Genomic DNA, 19,355 nt, shown 5'->3' with positions numbered 1-19,355 from the left:
GTTGTTTAGCTTATGACCTTGTCATTAGAAGTTCATTGTGACTTTAGTATAAATATAACGGCCTAATGGGTTATGCACGCCCATAGCATAACCGTATAAATCAGCATCACCATCGCCAATAGCAAATGATGGCTCTTCATCAAACAGATTATTAACACCAAGGGTTAATTTAACCGTATCGTTGAAACGATAAGAACCCGACATGTCCACTAACAACTGTGCATCAACAGTACGCGTTTTATTGAAGTCTTCAAACTCACCTATGTAGCTGAAATTTACGTTAGCCGCAAAGTCGTCCATGTTCCAGTTGGTTGTCGCCAACCATCTGTGCTGTGGATACTCATACTCGCCTGTATAATCGATAGTTTTACCATCAATTTCTTTCTCAAAACTGATTAAGTAGCTGTACTCTACACCAAACTTAATATCGCCGTAGTTGTCTAGTTCAAGACCATAATGAGTCGATAAATCCACGCCTTGTACTTCTTGCGAACCAATGTTGATAAAGGCTGATTGGATCACGTCAATCGAACCAAATGTTTGCCCAGCTTGGGGCGCTGTTCGCCGGCAAACGGTACTGTTTTGATCATTACAATTTGCGGCATAAAGATCTTTGTTTTGCAGCGCGTCAATCTTGTTGTCTTGTAAGATATTGAATATATCAAAACCAATATCAAACTGCTGACTGGGTGCCCAAATCATACCCAAGTTCCACGTTTCAGACTCTTCAGCTTCAAGGTCAGGGTTACCGGCAAACAGGAAATTATAGTCAAGTTTTCCACAGTCTAGATTATCGGCAGCACAGCGATATCTATCCACTAAAAAGTCACTTTTCTCAGATGGACCAAGACCAATTTGCGCTAACGATGGTGCACGGAAACCGGTAGACCAAGAACCACGAGCGGTTACCTCGTCACTAATACCCCACTGGAAGGCAATTTTAGGGTTAGTAGTTGAACCAAAATCACTGTAGCTATCGTAACGACCCGCTAACTGCAGCTCAAAGTTATCCGCAACAGGAATAGAGAATTCTACATAGGCAGCATGTTGGTCTCGTGAACCAAACGCAGATACAGCTTCAGTACCAAAAATCAAACCACGTTGAAACTGATCATCAGGCACGTCACTGACGCTTTCTTCGCGATACTCGGCACCGGCAGCCATCATAATATCGCGATCAGCAATGGTAAATGCATGCCCAGAAATGCTGGCATCATAAGCTGTGATGCTTGACTTACCTTGTCTTACTAAATTGGTGGTAATACGGTCAATCACATCTTGCGAATTGATAGTGCCGCCAAATGGATTGTAGTTGCCCGCATCAATTTCGGCTTGTAGGAAATCTGTTCTCACCCAACCTTGGCTGCGATCCCCTGTCTGAGTCGATTCACTGCGCCCACGTTGCGCTGACACTTCCCAATCCCAATCATTAACTACACCGCGAAGTCCGGCAACCACACGCATGGTATCCGACTCGATATCCCAACGACGAGCACCAGCGTCAACGGTTCTAAAACGGCCTATTTTAATATCCTGGCCCCATGGATTATTAGGATGGGTGCCTGGTACTGTCATTTTTGCTTTTTCATCCAGTGGCGTTGGTGCACCACCGGCCTCAGAAGTGTTGTGTTGTACAGACAACTCTAAAAATGCAGTTAAATCATCACCTAACATGTAATCAAATTGGCCAATAGCGCCCACACGTTCAGAGGTAGGAATGGTCATGTTGTATGGACCATAGTCAAATAAACAATATTCACCATCGATGCTATCTGCTGGGCAATCAGGGTCAATAGTTTGTACGCCATTAACATAAAAATAGCCAGGGAAGCCACGTGATGAACGAGAATCGTCACCGCCGTAAGGTGATTGGTTAGCGGTACCAAAGCGGCCCATGTCTTCTGCAGACAAAGTGCCATTGGTAAAGTAATCAAGGATAATTGACGCGCTGCCTTTATCGGCTTTTACGCCCCATACTAAACTCCCTTTTGTCTCATCATAACCAGTACCATTATCATCACCATAACCAAGGCTAAGCTCAATACCTTCAATGTCTTTTCTTAAGATAATGTTGACTACACCGGCAATCGCATCGGAACCATAAATAGCTGATGCACCATCTTTGAGAATATCAATCCGTTCAATGGCCGAAACAGGGATATTATTGATATCGACAAACGAATTCGAAATTCCTTCAGCAAAAGCACTCGCGCCAACACGGCGACCATTGATAAGAACCAAGGTGGCATCAGGTCCTAAGCCACGTAAACTGATTGATGCTCCACCATTAGCGGTAGAATCTTGGCTGTTTCCACGAGTTGAGAATGCACCGGAACCGTTTGCAGGCATGCGCTCGAGTAATTGTTGTAGGTTGTCAAAACCCATGTTAGCGATATCGTCTTTATTGATAGATTGGACAGGCGATGGCCCTTCAATATCGGTACGCTTAATACGTGATCCTGTCACCTCTATACGCTCAACACTTTTCTCAGCAGCAATTACATTTGGAGTGATAGAGACTGACACCGCGAGGGCGCAAGCACTTGGCCATAAGAATATTTTTTTCATGATCTTCCTTAATTCATTTTATGAGTCATTATTATTTGATGTGCACAGAACCTAAATAGATACATTAAATATACACTTAATTAACATCAACAAACTAAACTAAAGATTTATATGAAAAAGTCAATTTCAAATTTACACTGATATGTTACAAAAAATAGCTTTCATCCCCTAAAGCCCCGTTATGAACTGACCTCGTCTTTTCTTCAGCCATCTTTTTATCCGATATTAAGTATCTGGTCTTAATCGATGCTCAAAATAAAATTTCACGCGCTAAAGTTATCAAACTGTGAGCGATACAGTTATAATGCTAACTCTATAAATTGATTGCGCCCATGCGCCAGAGAAACCTATGATTAACAATGATATTCTTCGTCGCGTTCGTTTTGTGTTTGATTATTCAAATGCCAAGATGATCGCTATTTTCGCCAAAGCTAAAGTGGAAATATCTACCGAGCAAATTATTGCTCTGTTAAAGAAGGAAGAAGAGGAAGGCTATCAAGCCTGTAACGACAGCTTAATGTGTCAGTTTTTGGATGGATTAATCATAGAGAATCGTGGTCTTAAGCCAGGCGCTGAGATCCCGACGCCTCTTAAACAACTGACGAATAACTTGATCTTCAAAAAACTGCGAGTTGCACTTGAACTTCGTGAGGAAGATATAATAGCGTCATTAGCCTCGGCTGACTTTGCTATGTCAAAATCAGAATTAGGCGCGCTGTTCAGAAGCCCTGATCATAAAAACTATAAAGCCTGTGGCGACCAAGTGCTGCGTAACTTTATTAAAGGGTTATCGATAAAACACAGAGGCGTGTAATCCCTAGGGGGTGACTTCTGTTGATTAGCCATATTTAACGCACCGTTCTCGGTGCGTTTTGCTATCTAATTCAGCACTTTTTCTGCGTTAATATCATCCAAAAGAATCTATAGAGCCTCGGCAAGCTTAAAAACGTTGAAAAGCCACACTTAACAGACCACAAAGTTTTTAAGACGTGATAATCTTAGCTGATTAACAAATGTTAAATTGTGAATCATCATAAAAGGTTATCTATGGACGATACTAAACGCCCTCTCTATCTTCCTTTTGCAGGTCCGGCAATCCTCGAAGCTCCCTTGATCAACAAAGGCAGCGCTTTTAGTGAAGAAGAGCGCATTTTCTTTAATCTTGAAGGGTTACTTCCTTATGTTATTGAAACCATTGAAGAGCAAGCGGCCCGTGCCTATGCCCAGTTCAGTAATTTCAGTAACGATCTCGATAAGCATATCTATCTAAGAAACATTCAAGATACTAACGAGACCTTATTCTATCGATTGGTGCGTAACAATATCACCGAAATGATGCCTATCATCTATACCCCAACCGTGGGTCTGGCTTGTGAGCGTTTCTCTAAAAACTATCGCCGTAACCGTGGTCTGTTTATCTCCTATTCCAATAAAGACAGAATCGACGACATTCTAAACAATTCGACTCGCCACAAGGTAAAAGTCATAGTTGTCACCGATGGCGAACGTATTTTAGGTCTTGGGGATCAAGGCATTGGCGGCATGGGGATCCCGATTGGTAAACTGTCCCTGTATACCAGCTGTGGCGGCATAAGCCCTGCCTATACCTTGCCTATTACCTTAGACGTAGGTACAGATAACCAAGAGTTATTGGATGACCCTATGTACATGGGCTGGCGTCACCGCCGCATAGAAGGCCAAGATTACGCCGACTTTGTTGAAGCCTTTATGGAAGCTGTGCATCGCAGATGGCCTGATGTGTTAATCCAATTTGAAGACTTTGCTCAACGCAATGCCATGCCATTGTTGGAGCGTTATAAGGATCAGTACTGCTGTTTCAATGATGACATACAAGGCACGGCTGCCGTGACTGTGGGTTCATTATTAGCCGCGAGTAAAGCGGCAAATACCCAGCTCAGTAAACAAAGAGTGGTATTCTTAGGTGCCGGTAGCGCAGGTTGCGGCATTGCCGAAGCAATCGTGGCGCAGATGATCTCTGAAGGGATTAGTGAAGCACAAGCCCGCTCACAAGTCTTCATGGTTGACCGCTTAGGGCTACTGCAAGATAACACAGCTAACTTATTGCCATTCCAACAAAAACTTGCCCAAAGTAGTGCGACGGTTAGTCAATGGCACATTGAAGGCGATAGCGTGTCACTGCTAAATGTTATCAATAATGCTAAGCCTACCGTATTGATAGGTGTCTCTGGCTCACCGGGTCAATTCACTGAAGCCGTGATCCGCGCCATGCATTTACATTGCCCACGGCCGATAGTGTTCCCGTTATCAAATCCTACCAGTCGTGTGGAAGCCACACCTGAAGACGTGCTTAATTGGACCAATGGCCAAGCACTGGTTGCCACTGGTAGCCCGTTTGAGCCTGTGACCATTGGTGATGAAACCTTTGAGATTGCCCAGTGCAACAACAGTTTCATTTTCCCAGGTATTGGCCTAGGGGTATTGGCTTGTCGTGCTAAACGCGTGTCTGATGAGATGTTAATGGCATCCAGTCGTGCCTTGGCCGAGTGCTCTCCCCTTGGAACAACGAGAACAGGTTCTCTATTGCCTAAACTCGATGATATTCAAAAAGTCAGCAAGTATATCGCCTTTGCGGTTGCTAAAGTGGCGATGGCTCAAGGCCTGGCACTACCACTGACTGATGAGCTATTGAATAAGTCTATCGAGAAAAACTTTTGGGAACCTAAGTATCGCCGTTATAAGCGTACTTCATTCTAATTTCAGCTAGCTTCATTTGCTTAAAAAAATCCCAGCCAATGCTGGGATTTTTATTTCAATCTTCTTGCTGTCTAAATAGTTATGGCGCCATCACTTGCTTAAAACTATTGAGCATAGAACGTTCGGTGCGGGCTTTTTTAAGCTTACGTAAGCACTCTTTTAATGATTGCTCAGCCAAGCGACCAAACACGCCATCGTACTCATTGTTATTCATCTCTTCTTCATTTTCAGCACTGTCGGCAATTTCTTGCGCCACGCGACTAAGCTGCATCCAGGCATTAGCGATATAAAAGCCATGAAACTCAGCTTTAGGCATCAGCTTTTGCGCACTGGCTGGTAAGGCATCCCAGCTTCGAGTAAATAACCCTGCCCTATCTTCGATTAACTCGTTAAATAGCCCATCATAAGCCTGCGCCAAGGTTTCAGGTAGTTTCGCCATAGGTAAGACTTTATTGGCAACATTAAAGGCGATGTTTTTGGCAACGGCTTGGTATTCTGAGCTAACTTGATTCATGAGGATTCTCTTATACACATACGCAGACAGGTGCTGCACGAACTAAATGGGCTGCATTTATACCTCGCAAGAATGCAAAATGCAAAGACACCTAAGCTAGATGCTTTACTTATTAGCTGCCATTTGTGACTCATGCTAACGTGAACCGCCCAACTAAAAATAGCTATTTTCATCCTTTAATTTATCCAAGTTATCGTATTAGCTACAAAAATTTAATCCCTAACTATACTTAGTGCGTCGCCATTGATTGAGAGTTTATATTGGTAAAAAAATCTTACAAAACCATTGTTTCACTCTGCCTTTGCTTACTATTTTTCTGCAGCATGTGCTTTGCATGGCAAAGTGATGACAGAGTCGATGCCCTGTTTAAAATCTTAGATGATGGTGGCAGTGCCACAACCCAAGAGATTGGCGGCTATTTAATGGAGCTTGAAAATCTCATCCCTGCGGATGACATAAAGCGGCAGAAAAAACTGCTTACCCTCAAGTGTTGGAATCAAGACAGTGACAATGAGGCGAAAAAAAACCTCGCAGTCAAATTTGCCATAGAGCAAGAATCGATTTACGCAAGCGAAGCGCCGTCGGATACTCATCTAGAATTGCTGCTCTGTAAGGGATTTTATTTACAAGAAACCAAGTTATTCGATGCCGCTCTTGTGGATTATAACAAAGGCGTAAAAGAAGCTTATCAACTTGAAAATCCAAAATTAATTGCCGACGCCTTAAGTCTTAGAGGCTCAATGCTGTCCTTTCAAGGCGAGTTTGCCACCGCCCTTGAAGATCTGATCACTGCACAACATCTCTATGAAAATCTTAATCTCACCTATTGGGCTAATAACAACTTACATCAGCTTGCCACCAGTTATCGCCGTCTGGGGGACCCTCAGGGTGCATTAAGCTATTTACTAAAGCTAGAACAGTCTTATTTAGATAACCACAATCCAGATGAAGCCATGGATACCAATTTGCAGATTGCTTTTGCCTTGGAAGAGCTAGAACAACACAGCCAGGCACTGGAGAAATACCAAAGCAGTTATCAATATTGGAAGAACAAGAATAACCCACTATTCCAGCATATAATCTCGGTCCATTTAGCGGGCAACCTAATTAAGTTAGGTCGGGTGGATGAGGCTCTATCTTACCTATTAACAGCAAAAGAATACCTTAAGATTGAAGAAGATAATGCCTTTAGCTTTATGCATTTACATTTTTCACAAGCCTATTTAATCAAGAATGAACCACAAAAAGCGTTAGAACACTTAGCATTAGCAGAACCGGCGTTTAAAATAAGTAATAATCACAGAGGGTTAATCGAGCTCTATAATCAGCGAGCATTGGTTCTGGCAGACTTAAATCAGTGGCAGCAAGCTTACCTTGCACTCAGTCATTATACCGAGCTGCATCTTGAACAAGATAAAAGCAGTATGTCGATGCGCACCACCGAGATGCGCACCCGCTTTGACGTGAATAAAATCGAAAAAGAAAACAGCTTACTAATTGAAAAACAAAAACAAAAAGAAATAACACTCCAAGCATTGACCCGCAATGAGTCTCTGCAGAACATCATTATCGTATTAGTGGGTCTGATCTTATTGATAGTGTCAGTGTTCGCTTATGTGCAGCTAAAACGTAAGGTGCGCTTTAAGCAACTCGCCCTTACCGATGAGCTCACCAAACTCGCCAATCGCAGGCATTGTTATGCCAAAGCAAACACCAGCCTAAAACACGCCATCAAACACAGAATTCCATTTGCGATAATTTCATTTGATATAGACCATTTCAAACGGGTTAACGATCAATGGGGCCACGATGTGGGAGATAAAGTCCTGATCACTATGGCTGGTATTTGCACTAACCTGATGCGCAAGAGTGACATCATAGGTCGTGTCGGTGGAGAGGAATTTCTTGTGGTTCTGCCTAACGCCAATAAGGAACAAGCCTTAGAAATCGCTGAGCGTATTGTCACTAGTGTCGCCCAGGCCCAGTGGCAACACTTGACGCCAGACACGCCTCAAACCATCAGTGCTGGTGTCACGAGTTTAACCAACGAAACGTCTTTAGCCCAGTTGCTGCTTAAGGCCGATCAAGGGTTATATTCGGCCAAATCTGCAGGACGCAACTGTGTTAGGCAGGTATAATGCTTAAGTCTTTCATTAATCTATAGCCTTATGTCCAGCAACGAATCTCAAACCTTAGCCACAATCTCTCCCACTGCACTTAGCCAGTTAGCTAGGTACATTAAACAATGGGGACAAGAATTGGGCTTTGCTCAGGTGGGCATAACGGATACCGATCTCAGTGAAGAAGAGGCTAAGCTCCAAGACTGGTTAGACAAGGGTTACCATGGTGAGATGGGTTACATGGCCAATCACGGCATGATGCGTGCCCGCCCCCATGAACTTCATCAAGGCACTAAAAGGGTTGTCAGCCTACGTATGGACTATTTACCCCCCAGCGCGGGTTTTGCTACGAACCTCATCGACCCTACTCTGGGTTATATCTCCCGTTATGCTGGCGGCCGCGATTACCACAAATTGATGCGCCAACGGATCAAAAAACTGGGCGATAAAATTGAAGCCTATTGCCAAGAGCAAGGCTTTGGTGCCACTGATTCCCGCCCTTTTGTGGACTCGGCGCCTGTGATGGAGCGCCCCTTAGCCGAAAAAGCAGGCATTGGCTGGACGGGCAAACATTCCTTAATCCTTAACCACAACGCCGGCAGTTGGTTTTTCTTAGGCGAGCTTTTTATCAACCTGCCACTGCCCCTAGACATCCCCATCAGTGATGGCTGTAATACCTGTGTGGCCTGTATTAAATCTTGCCCCACTGGCGCCATTGTTGAGCCCTATGTGGTGGACGGCAGACGCTGTATTTCTTACCTCACCATTGAGCTTCAAGGAGCGATTCCTGAAGAGTTTCGCCCCTTAATGGGCAACCGTATTTATGGTTGCGATGATTGCCAATTAGTCTGCCCGATTAATGCCCAAGCTCCATTGACTCAAGAGCATGATTTTCATATTCGCCAGCAAATTCTGCAGCCTGAATTATTGACCTTATTTAATTGGAGTGAGAAAACCTTCTTATCTCTTACCGAAGGCAGCGCCATTCGCCGCATCGGCCATAAACGTTGGCTTAGAAACATTGCCATCGCCTTAGGCAACGCGCCAGCTAACCCAAATATTATTGAAGCGCTCAGTGCAAGAAAAGCATCCGATGAAGTCGATGACATGGTGCTGGAGCACATAAACTGGGCCCTAGCGCAGCAACAAGCAAAAGTGCAGCAACAAACTAAAGTGCAGCAACAGGCTAAAGTCCAGCAAGCCGTGCAATTCGAACCCGCAAGAGAAACACCCGCCCAGCGTAAAACTGCCCGGGTGGTTCGCAGCGTAGAAAAAGGCCTGCCAAGGGACGCCTAGTGCTTCGTTGATTTCACCACTTTTGATTCATAAATCAAGCTAGGCTGCGCCTCAGAGTTTTGGTCGCGGCGACCATATTTTTAAGGGCCGGCTCCACTTCATCCCAAGTGCGCGTCTTAAGACCACAATCTGGATTGACCCACAATTGCTTCACGGGTATTTTTGTCGCCGCTTTGTTGATAAGCGCCACTATTTCATCCTCAGTAGGTGTGTTGGGCGAATGAATATCATACACACCTGGGCCAATATCATTGGGGTAATGAAAATCCTCAAAAGCATCCAGTAAATCCATATGGGAGCGCGAAGTTTCTATGGTGATAACGTCAGCATCCATGGCAGCAATGGCGGCAATTGTCTCGTTAAACTCGCTATAACACATATGAGTGTGAATTTGAGTACTGTCTTTGACCCCTGATGCACTCAGCCTAAATGCATTAACAGCCCAGGCTAAATAGTCATCCCAGTCTGAAGCTTTAATTGGTAAGCCTTCACGAAACGCAGGCTCATCGATTTGAATAATACGGATCCCCGCCCGCTCAAGATCGACCACTTCATCACGAATAGCCAAGGCTATCTGCTTTGCAATCATTTCACGGCTAATATCTTCTCTGGCGAATGACCAATGCAAGATAGTCACAGGGCCTGTCAGCATGCCTTTAACGGGTTTTGAGGTTAGGCTTTGGGCATAACTGGTGATATCCACTGTCATAGGCGTTGGCCGCGACACATCGGCATAAATAAGTGGCGGCTTAACGCAGCGCGAGCCATAACTTTGCACCCAAGCAAATTCAGTGAAGGCAAAACCTGCCAACTGCTCGCCAAAATACTCCACCATGTCATTTCGCTCAGCTTCGCCATGTACCAACACATCGATACCGATATCGAGCTGTCGTTTAATACTGTCTTGAGTCACTTGACGAATTTGATCTTGATACGCGGACTCAGTAATTTCACCCTTACGCCAGCGACTTCTCAGGCCACGAATAGCTGGCGTTTGTGGGAAAGAGCCAATACTCGTGGTGGGCAGTAACGGCAGTTTCAAACTCGCCCTTTGCAGTTTTATGCGCTCGCCATAAGCAAGATTTCTTTCACTGTCGCCTTTGGTTAATGCCGCTACTCGTGCTGTTACCGCTTTATCTTCAGCTTGAGCTTTTAGTTTTCTAAGGCTTAAGTTAGCAGTGATTAAATCATCGATACGACCACTATTTTCACCTAGGAGCAACACCCGTAAATCCTTAAGTTCTTGCAGCTTTTCCTTAGCAAATGCCAGCTGGGCTTTAAGTTCTGGGGCTAGCTTAGTTTCAGTCTCTAAGGTCACAGGCGTATGGAGTAAAGAACACGAAGGCGCTAGCCAAGCCCTGTCTTCGAGCTCAGTCACAAGCTTTGCAAGGGATGTGCTGATGGCGGGTAAATCTGCCGCCCACACATTTCTGCCATTGATTACCCCAAGAGACAATACTTGGTCCTGCTTAAGCTTGCTGGCGAATAGGGATAATTGCTCTGGCGCTGTGACTAAGTCTATGTGCAATCCCGCTACCGGCAATTCACTCACCCAAGCTTGATTGTGGGCAATAGAAGCGTAGTAACTTGCAAGCAACAGATTAATTTTATTGCCTTTACTACCATTTTGTTCGGAATTAAGCTCTTTATTCAGTTCTGCATAACTCCACTGGACCGCTTGTTGCCATTGGGGGGATAAATCAAGCCCCAATACCGGCTCATCCAGCTGCACCCAAGTGACGCCTTGAGCAGCAAAACGCTGCAAAATTTCAGCATAGGTTTTCACTAGGCTGGGTAAAAGGCTCAACTTATCAAAACTTGAAAGGGTCTTGGATAAATGCAGATAACTTACAGGCCCAAGCAGCACTGGCTTCACTTGATGCCCCAGTTGCTGCGCCTGCGTCACCTCATCAAAAATTTGCTCAAAGCCAATAGAGAATTGCTGGCCTTCATAAAGCTCTGGCACTTGGTAGTGGTAGTTAGTATTGAAATATTTGGTCATTTCGGCGGCGCAAGCCTGATGGCCGCTCGGTGCACGGCCACGGGCAACCCGGAATAAAGTATCTAGGCAAATAGGCAATAAATTGCCTTGGCTGTCTTTTTCCCTATGGCGTGCAGGCAGCGCATTTAAGGTCGCGCTTAAGGTGAGCACCTGATCGTAATAGGCAAAATCCCCCACAGGGATCAGCTCAACCCCGGCATCGGCCTGCCACTGCCAATGTGTACGCTTAAGCTCATCAGCCACTTGAACCAATTCTGCCTGAGTTAGCTCACCGCGCCAATATTTCTCTAAAGCGAACTTCAATTCGCGCTGACGGCCTATTCTTGGAAATCCTAAATTTGCAATCTTCATGCTCAATACTCCTGACATCATGCTTAACCTTAATTGAAACGCACTGAAAATAAATAAATCAGGCGTCTGGACGTCTAGAAGTTTATTGTGTTAGTCTCAGTTCAGGCAATGGAAATAAATTCAGCAGCAAGATGAGTGAAACTCATGTGGAGCGCAAATGATAGAATTAAGACACCTTCGCACCCTGATGGCCCTTAAAGAAAGTGGCAGTCTGGCAGCAGCAGCGAAAAAGCGTTTTGTCACCCAATCGGCTTTATCTCACCAGATAAAAGAATTGGAAACCCGCATTAACTCATCGATTTTCGTGCGTAAAAGCAAGCCACTCACTTTTACCCATGAAGGTGCACGCCTGCTGCACTTAGCCGAGAAAATACTGCCTCAAGTGCTAGCCACTGAGTACTCACTAAAACAGGGGTTAAATGGTGATGAGCACAATTTAGCCTTAGGGATAGAGTGCCATAGTTGTTTTCGCTGGTTAATGCCTGTGATAGAGCGCTTTAAAGAACAGGTCTATGATGCGCAGATTGATTTATCTACTCGGCATTTATTCGATTCCATTCATGCACTTGAAACCGGCGCTTTAGATCTGGTGTTAACCTCAGATCCAGTTCCTGGCCATAATATTGCCTATCAGCACTTGTTTGATTTTGAAATGAAGTTAGTGGTATCTGTTGATAATCCCTTAGCCAAGGAGGGCCATGTTACGCCGGCGCAGCTTGCTGGCATTAACTTGATATCCTACCCAGTTCCGCTAGCAAGACTCGATATTTACAAGCATTTCTTAGCACCTGCAGGCATAAGCCCTGGGCCGCAAAAGCAGTGCGACTTGACCAGTACCCTATTACAACGCGTCGCCTGTAATGAAGGCATAGCGGCACTGCCGAGCTGGTCTTTAAAGGAGGCTTATGGTTTAGAGTTGGCCACGCTTAATTTAGGGGTTGATGGACTTAAGCGCCCCTTGTTCGGCGCCTATCGTCAAGATACTAATAAAGCTCACTTAATCAAGGCTTGGCTGGAACAAGTTACCCTACAAGGGCAGAAAGGGTAAAAAGGGTAAAAAGAGGATATTTTCAAGGGCCATTAGCCCTTGAATAACTTAAATAACGTCAGTGAATGAGTTATATGTGCATGGGATTAATGAGTAGCCCTTTGGCTGACAAGACCCGCCGTAATAATAAGCCTGGAGAATCAGGATTGTGAGTTTGGCGTAAATTGTGCGCTACCATAAACTCATTACGTAACTCTTCATCTAGGCCTAATGCTTCAAAAGCCTCAATGGACAGCGTCTGTTGCTGATGTTCTATGATGGATTTAATCACACCGATTGAAATGGCTTTTTCTGAGTCGGCATTTAAAAAAGCGAAAGCCGTGAGTGTGATGATTTGCCCAAACACACTAAATAACGCCAAGGTCTGCACTTCATCCGCGTCAACATTTGGCGCAGTGCCTTGTTCAAGCTCTTCCCGTAAAAACTCTAACGCATCGACGGCAATGGCTTCGGTGAGCTTCCAATAACCTTGAACTAACTTTTTATAGGGCTCATCTAAAGCATCCAGACGTTCCTTGAGATAAAAAGAAAATGCATAACGATAGATGTTCACTTGGCCTAAACGGATAAGCGCATCTTTTATGCTGCGGTTCTTGGTATTCATAGTACCGGCAGCTTGAGCTGTATTGCTGCGCCAAAGTAAATGTGCTGCAAGGGCAGGATCTGTCGAAACTGTATCGATAATGACTCTGATATCGGCTTCGTTGATCAGGGCTTTTTTAAGAGGGACAAGTATGCCACGACGCCCAATGACCTGCTCTTCGTTGCCAATAATGGCTCTGACTTGAGTAAATACTTGCTGCTCAAGATATGTCATAACCTCTTGTTACCTTTTAATAAAAGACCAAAATACGCCGCTAATATACCCACATTTATACACATAAGGTCAAGCTGTCTGGGTAAATAAGCTGAAAATAAAAAAACCAGGCAAGACACGCCTGGTTTCCATTTCAGTATTTATTCAAACAAGTGAAATGCTTAGAAGCGATAACCCGCGGTTAAGCGAATGCTGCGTCCATCACCAGAATAAAAACCGTGGCTGCCCCATGCGCTATAAAAACCAGCACTGGCATACTCTTCATCAAAGAGATTATCTAACCTTACACTCGCTGACCACATAGCCTTGCGATAATGTAGTGCCATATTGGTCAATAAATAACTGTCTAATTCTGGCTCAAGATTACCATTATCGCCACCTAAATAGCGTTTTCCGGTATAACTTGCTTCGGTATAGAACTGCCATTCATCGTTTATGTCATAACTTAAGTAACTTCTGCCGCTGTGCGAAGCTACCCATGACAGTGCCTTATCCTTGTTTGCACCTTGAGTGAACTGCGCATCAACATAATGATACTCAACGCCCCAAGCTAAATCCGTCATCAGCTGCCAATCCCAATTGGCGCTCGCGCCATAGCGGCGTGATGCATCGGCATTCACGTTAGCTCCGTCAAAGAAGCCGCCATTTGGCTTTGGCGCACTAGGATCGAACACGATTTCATCTTCAAGGCTAAGGCGATACAAGCTAAGTTTCACAACGTGACTTGCAAGTATCAAATCCCAACCCGCCTCATAGGAGCGACCCGTTTGTGGCTTAAGCCCGATCACACCTGCTGAGGTGTAAGCTTGCTCATCCACTTTAGCAAAGCGGAAGTTATCTTCAGCGCGCACATATAACCGTTGGGATGCATAAGGGCGGTAATTAAGCCCAAGCTCAAAGGCCTTAGCATCTTGATCAAGCTCGGCACCATTAGGATATGCACTGCCATCGACGAGTTCATCTTCTGCCTTTGCATAGCGGCCGCCAACAACATAGCTCAGGCTGGTGGCTAGTGGCACTGTCGCTTGCACATAGGCCGCTTGCTGGGTCTGAGTATTGCTGCGACCCCAACTAAATTCAGACTCACTTAAGTGATAATCAATCCCCGTCACTAGGTCTAAACTCCCCTTTGAGGTAGAGAAAGTCGCCACAGCTTTTGGCATTACGCTCAATTGATTACGCTTGTTATCACCTGCAAAACCAAAATTAGTATAATGGGTATTTGAATCTGTGTAGCTCATATCACCGCCCAGCACCCAGTTTTCTGAGGCTTGTTGATGATAACCGCTGCGCACAGCCGTGGCGATTTCATGCTGATAGTCATCAACACTGGTTAAAGGTGCTCTCCTTGGATTGGCGTTAAACTCAGCTTGGCTTAATCCGCCGGTCAACTGGCGATCGTTATCATAATAACTCACTTCTGAATAAAAGTGCGTCTCTGCAGACTGATAATCTAATCGGCCAAAAACCGAACCTGTTTCGCTTTCATTGTGATCGCGATAATTATCAGACTCTTTATAATTGGCCGCCGCCACATAACGCCACTGCTCATTAATCGCGCCTGCGACATCACCTTGGTATTCAGTGGTATCAAAACTCCCTGCCGAGACTTGTAAGCCAGCGCGGGTATGCTCAGAAGACTTAGTGATAATATTAATCACCCCGCCCACAGCTTGATCGCCATAGAGCACACCGGCACTGCCAGACAAAATCTCAATCCGCTCAATTTGATTAAGCGCAATGGCATCTAAGCTTGGGGCGGCGATATCAATATTGTTAAGACGGCGTCCATCGATCAACACTAAGGTATTATTAGCCGCTTGTTCGGCATTAAAGCCACGCATAGCAAACACGGCGCCTGAATTACTGTCAGTCACTTGTATGCCACTGCGGCTGCGCAATAGCTGCACCAAATTGGTGGCGCCACTGGTTTCAATGTCGCTAGCATCAAGCACTGTGACATTAGCGGCTATGCTTAATGTGGATTTGTCACTGCGACCTATAACAGTCATAGTGTCATCAAGTTTGACACCCTGCTCACTCACGGGCGCGGCATAAAGCGGTGAAGCCAGCGTAGAGAGGCCAAGAATGGCCGTCAGGGATAATGAAATTTTTGTTGGTTTAGTACCCATTTACCTTTAACTCCTGCAAGGAAAAATGGGGCAAAGCGTCGTAATCCAAGCATAAATCTAAAACACGGGTGTTCAGACTTGAGGAATACATTTCGAGATCTGCCCACCGAAATCATCGAAATCACCTTTAGGGCCGGTCTCCGGGCTTGATCCATTCAGGCAGTGCCAAAATAGGATATTCACCGTTGCGGGGGCAGCGCCAGATTTTCACTGGTTTCCCGATTATCCTCGGCCCAAAGGCCAAAGGCACCACGAAAGGTTGACTAGATTATTGAATCAAACTCAATAAAGGCGCCGAGTATATCTTCTCTGTGAGCTTTAGGGGATAAAAAGTGTTTAAATATCAGATTATTCATGATTCGACAGTAAAATTTTAGGCTTTAGATGTGCAATGAAATTCAGATAATTAGCTTTCGTGAGGGGGACGCTCTGCGAGCTAAAACCGACGCCTCGTATGGATTTATGCAGCATCATCAAATCATCATCCAAACTCACCACAGCAAAATAGCCCATCTCACCTCGTAATTGAGTTTTAAGCGATACATGATCTGCTGTCGATTGGTGTAAGTCTGGCAAACTGCTGCAACCCAATAATGCATGATAAGCGGCTTGCTCGCCAAACTGAGTATCACCTAACGGCTGATAAATGAGTTCTCCTTGGCAATTTCGCTTATAAGCGCTTACCACTTCATTGAAAAAAACGTCTGGACTAGCGTGGCGCCCCATTCTCTTAAAGCCTTGAACACAGATCATTTCAGACCATTTCCCCAAGCTACTCTGGTTAGATATAAACTCAGAGGTGGTCATACTCTTCTCGCTGCTGCTAAAGGCCAGTTGCCAATTTGGGGGTAAAGTAAACTGCAAGGTATTGCTAAAAATATCGACGCTATTTATTAAATTTTGTTCAGAAACCTGAACATCATCAATATATTGACGATCAACAACAGCACTATCATGGCTATCAATAAGCGTCGCAAACACTAGGTTATTGGGGAATAAATAGGCTATGCCTATTATGAATACTGCGGAAACAAAGAAAATACACCATTTCATACCAAATTCATCCTTGTAATTGGAAATGTGTTGAAACCGTCCACAGGCCAGATAACTTTATCTTTCAGTGATAAATCACCGTGGACGGCTAGCCCTTACCATCCTGATAAGGGCAGATCCCTACGGTAACAAAGATTAAATCATAATATCTTTGTTCAACAATACGTTAACGATAGGGAAAACATAAAAAGTATTGCTTATTGGCTAAATTAACCTAACTCTTCATCGTCTAAGTCGTCTTCTGAGTCACTCTCAGAAAACTCTTCATCCACTGCAGACTCTGCAGCAATGGCAGCGGCTAATGATTTAGCCTTTAAGTGCTTTTCAGTTTTACGCTTATTGCGTTCCATTTGTGCCGACAAGTAACCTTTCAGTTCCAATTCGCCCCAGGCTGCCGCTTCGGCTTCGGTGGCAAAACCATCATGGCTCTTAGATACGACGGTTTTTGTGGACGTCATGCGGCGAGTAATCTCGGTTTTCCAACCATTATCTAGCTGGCTAACCCGAAAATCATACTTCTTACTTTTGCTCATATTCTACTCATTAGTTATTTAGCCGTTCGAGTAGCATACTCAAACACAAACTCCGGCTAGTTTACGTTAAATTGATTATTAAGGGCAGTGATTCACGGCACTGCCTTAAGATTTAATTATTGATTCACTTGCTTGACCTGCTGATTGGTGCCAACGATCATCATTTCGCATTTTTGGCAGTCAAACACTAGCTTAAGCTTATCTTTACCTACGTCTAAAAACATGGGGTCGGCCTTGATGCCTTCAACTTCCTTAGGACAAAGATTAAAACTGTATCTCAGGCAATGCTTAGTCACCATTAAAGGTGCATCATGTAAAACCTTGTTCTTTTCGTAGGTGTCTTCAATCTGGATCACCCCATGCTGCTCATAAAAAGACTTGGCTTTCTCATTGGCCACATTGGATAAGAAGCTTAATGCTTTTTGCGGGAAGCGTGCACTTTTGTCATGCTGCCAACGCTCTGGACGTTGATATGACTCGAGACGCACAGTCATCAGCGCCTCAATGGCATCACGGCGCAGCTCATTGAGCGCAGAAGCTGGCAAGAACCACATCTGTGTCAATTTAAGGTTAAGTTTATTGAGCACAAAATCACTGCTGCCAAGTTTCCCCAGCTGCTTGTTAATATTTTCAGCGGCTTTGGCTTGATCATTTGCCGCTTCCTTTGCACACGCGAGCGTCACAGTGACACTATGACCATGCATATCACTCATGCTAAGGCCAACGCCGCTATCGGTATCAAACAACTGCATATCGACACTAATTTTACGCTTAGCCGATTCTTTGTTTAATGTCGCTTCAAATTTATGATCAAAATTACGGTACAGCACCACGCCCACTTTTAAATCTTTCGGCACCTCAGTTAAATGCAGAATATTTCCTTCGGCGCGGTTCACCCTAAGACCTGATAATTTATCATCGGATAACCTTTGTTTTTCGAACTGCTCAACGAAGAAACACAAGCCGTCGCCATTATTAAACTGGATATCTTTACCGCTTTCGCTGGTATCCACAGTGACAGAGTCTTTGCCCACTTTAGTAATGCGGCCCACTTTCTCACCGATAAATTTAGGCGAGCTAAAATGCTCGATGGCTTCGGTACGCTCATTCACAAAGTAGTCGGTTTTACCGCGATTAAAGCTTTTATCGGGATCTGGGTTGAAGTTAAATTCACAACTGCCGTGAGAGATAGACTCAAGATCGTCACGCTTGGCGATAATGGCATCCAGCTGCTGGCGATAGTGTGCGGTGACGTTTTTAAGGTAGGTAATGTCTTTTAAACGGCCTTCAATTTTAAATGAGCTCACGCCCGCATCAATCAAGGCTTCTAAGTTATCTGTCTGGTTATTATCTTTTAAAGACAACAAATGCTGGTTTTCAGCCAACACGTCGCCATCGCGGGTAGTAAGATTGCATGGCAGACGACACATCTGTGAGCATTCACCGCGGTTTGCACTGCGATTTGAATAGGCATGGCTTAAGTTGCATAAGCCTGAATAACTCACGCACAGAGCGCCATGGATGAAAAATTCAAGCTTCATCTTAGTGCTAGCGGCAATATCACGAATTTGCGGAATATTAAGCTCACGGGCTAATACCACCTGAGAAAACCCCACCTGCTCTAAAAATATCGCTTTCTCTGGGGTTCGGTTATCCATTTGAGTACTGGCATGCAAGGCAATGGGGGGTAGTTCGAGTTGCAATACGCCCATGTCTTGGATGATCAAGGCATCGACACCGGCATGGTACAAGTCCCAAATCAATGCTTGAGCCTTATCTATCTCGCTATCCATCAAGATGGTATTGAGGGCAACAAACACTTGAGCGTGATAGCTGTGAGCGAATGCCGTCAACCGTTTGATATCTTCGACACTGTTACCAGCGTTGTGTCGGGCGCCAAAAGCTGGCCCGCCGATATAAACCGCATCGGCGCCGTGACGTATGGCTTCAATACCGTAATCAGCATTTTTAGCGGGGGCTAACAGCTCTAATTGACGCTTAGGCAGGGTTGCTGCATTGGTCGCGCTGGCAAGCCTGTTTGCACTAACAGCGGCGGTCCCCTTAGGGTCAACTGGGGTTTGAGTTATCTTAGTTGGCGTAAAAATTTCAACCGATGGCATAATTATTATCACTACCGCTTAGTAAAAACAAAAAAGTGCGCCAACACTACTGCTGGCGCACGGTT

The 19,355-nt window shown here is 44.8% G+C and carries 13 protein-coding genes and 1 riboswitch; of the genes, 5 read left to right on the top strand and 8 right to left on the bottom strand.

Annotated features, from left to right (window positions below):
- Positions 1-24: 24 nt before the first annotated feature.
- Positions 25-2,568 carry a TonB-dependent receptor gene (locus SDEN_RS03830; protein ID WP_011495193.1) on the bottom strand — a complete coding sequence of 848 codons (2,544 nt, stop codon included), beginning with the start codon at positions 2,566-2,568 and terminating at the stop codon, positions 25-27.
- Between the two features lie 349 nt (positions 2,569-2,917).
- On the opposite strand from SDEN_RS03830, the gene SDEN_RS03825 reads away from it, so the two are divergent.
- Positions 2,918-3,382 carry a DUF1456 family protein gene (locus tag SDEN_RS03825; protein WP_011495192.1) on the top strand — a complete coding sequence of 155 codons (465 nt, stop codon included), beginning with the start codon at positions 2,918-2,920 and terminating at the stop codon, positions 3,380-3,382.
- 233 nt (positions 3,383-3,615) lie between these two features.
- The gene (locus SDEN_RS03820; RefSeq protein WP_011495191.1) at positions 3,616-5,304 is read left to right on the top strand and encodes an NAD-dependent malic enzyme; all 1,689 of its coding nucleotides are present in this window, start codon (positions 3,616-3,618) and stop codon (positions 5,302-5,304) included.
- A gap of 79 nt (positions 5,305-5,383) precedes the next feature.
- Here SDEN_RS03820 and SDEN_RS03815 read toward each other — a convergent pair whose 3' ends face one another.
- Entirely contained in the window at positions 5,384-5,818 is a 435-nt protein-coding gene (locus tag SDEN_RS03815) for a DUF3069 domain-containing protein (RefSeq protein WP_011495190.1), read from the bottom strand.
- A 323-nt stretch (positions 5,819-6,141) separates the two neighbouring features.
- Here SDEN_RS03815 and SDEN_RS03810 point away from each other — a divergent pair, with 323 nt between their 5' ends.
- Together SDEN_RS03810 and queG are read left to right on the top strand one after the other, a co-directional pair.
- Positions 6,142-7,956 (top strand): tetratricopeptide repeat-containing diguanylate cyclase, encoded by a 1,815-nt coding sequence (locus SDEN_RS03810; protein ID WP_011495189.1) that lies wholly within the window; start codon positions 6,142-6,144, stop codon positions 7,954-7,956.
- Between the two features lie 30 nt (positions 7,957-7,986).
- Positions 7,987-9,234 (top strand): tRNA epoxyqueuosine(34) reductase QueG, encoded by a 1,248-nt coding sequence (queG, locus tag SDEN_RS03805; RefSeq protein ID WP_011495188.1) that lies wholly within the window; start codon positions 7,987-7,989, stop codon positions 9,232-9,234.
- A gap of 34 nt (positions 9,235-9,268) precedes the next feature.
- On the opposite strand, the gene metE is transcribed toward queG, so the two are convergent.
- Complete coding sequence (gene metE / locus SDEN_RS03800) at positions 9,269-11,587, bottom strand: 5-methyltetrahydropteroyltriglutamate--homocysteine S-methyltransferase (RefSeq protein ID WP_011495187.1); 2,319 nt, start codon at positions 11,585-11,587, stop codon at positions 9,269-9,271.
- Positions 11,588-11,744: 157 nt separating this feature from the next.
- On the opposite strand from metE, the gene SDEN_RS03795 reads away from it, so the two are divergent.
- The gene (locus tag SDEN_RS03795) at positions 11,745-12,635 is read left to right on the top strand and encodes a LysR family transcriptional regulator (protein WP_011495186.1); all 891 of its coding nucleotides are present in this window, start codon (positions 11,745-11,747) and stop codon (positions 12,633-12,635) included.
- 70 nt (positions 12,636-12,705) lie between these two features.
- On the opposite strand, the gene SDEN_RS03790 is transcribed toward SDEN_RS03795, so the two are convergent.
- The 5 genes from SDEN_RS03790 to SDEN_RS03770 form a co-directional block, all read right to left on the bottom strand.
- Positions 12,706-13,452 carry an HDOD domain-containing protein gene (locus SDEN_RS03790; RefSeq protein ID WP_011495185.1) on the bottom strand — a complete coding sequence of 249 codons (747 nt, stop codon included), beginning with the start codon at positions 13,450-13,452 and terminating at the stop codon, positions 12,706-12,708.
- Positions 13,453-13,613: 161 nt separating this feature from the next.
- Positions 13,614-15,584 (bottom strand): TonB-dependent receptor, encoded by a 1,971-nt coding sequence (locus SDEN_RS03785; protein WP_011495184.1) that lies wholly within the window; start codon positions 15,582-15,584, stop codon positions 13,614-13,616.
- A gap of 113 nt (positions 15,585-15,697) precedes the next feature.
- A riboswitch (cobalamin riboswitch) is annotated at positions 15,698-15,853 on the bottom strand.
- A gap of 79 nt (positions 15,854-15,932) precedes the next feature.
- Complete coding sequence (locus SDEN_RS03780) at positions 15,933-16,637, bottom strand: hypothetical protein (RefSeq protein ID WP_011495183.1); 705 nt, start codon at positions 16,635-16,637, stop codon at positions 15,933-15,935.
- 209 nt (positions 16,638-16,846) lie between these two features.
- Positions 16,847-17,170: a DUF3622 domain-containing protein gene (locus SDEN_RS03775; protein WP_011495182.1), complete on the bottom strand. Its 324-nt coding sequence runs from the start codon at positions 17,168-17,170 to the stop codon at positions 16,847-16,849.
- Positions 17,171-17,286: 116 nt separating this feature from the next.
- A complete protein-coding gene (locus SDEN_RS03770) occupies positions 17,287-19,290 on the bottom strand; it encodes a peptidase U32 family protein (protein ID WP_011495181.1) in 2,004 nt (667 codons plus the stop codon).
- Positions 19,291-19,355: the final 65 nt, after the last annotated feature.

The organism is Shewanella denitrificans OS217 (assembly GCF_000013765.1).
Classification (GTDB): domain Bacteria; phylum Pseudomonadota; class Gammaproteobacteria; order Enterobacterales; family Shewanellaceae; genus Shewanella; species Shewanella denitrificans.
This window is presented reverse-complemented; position numbering and strand designations above follow the sequence as displayed.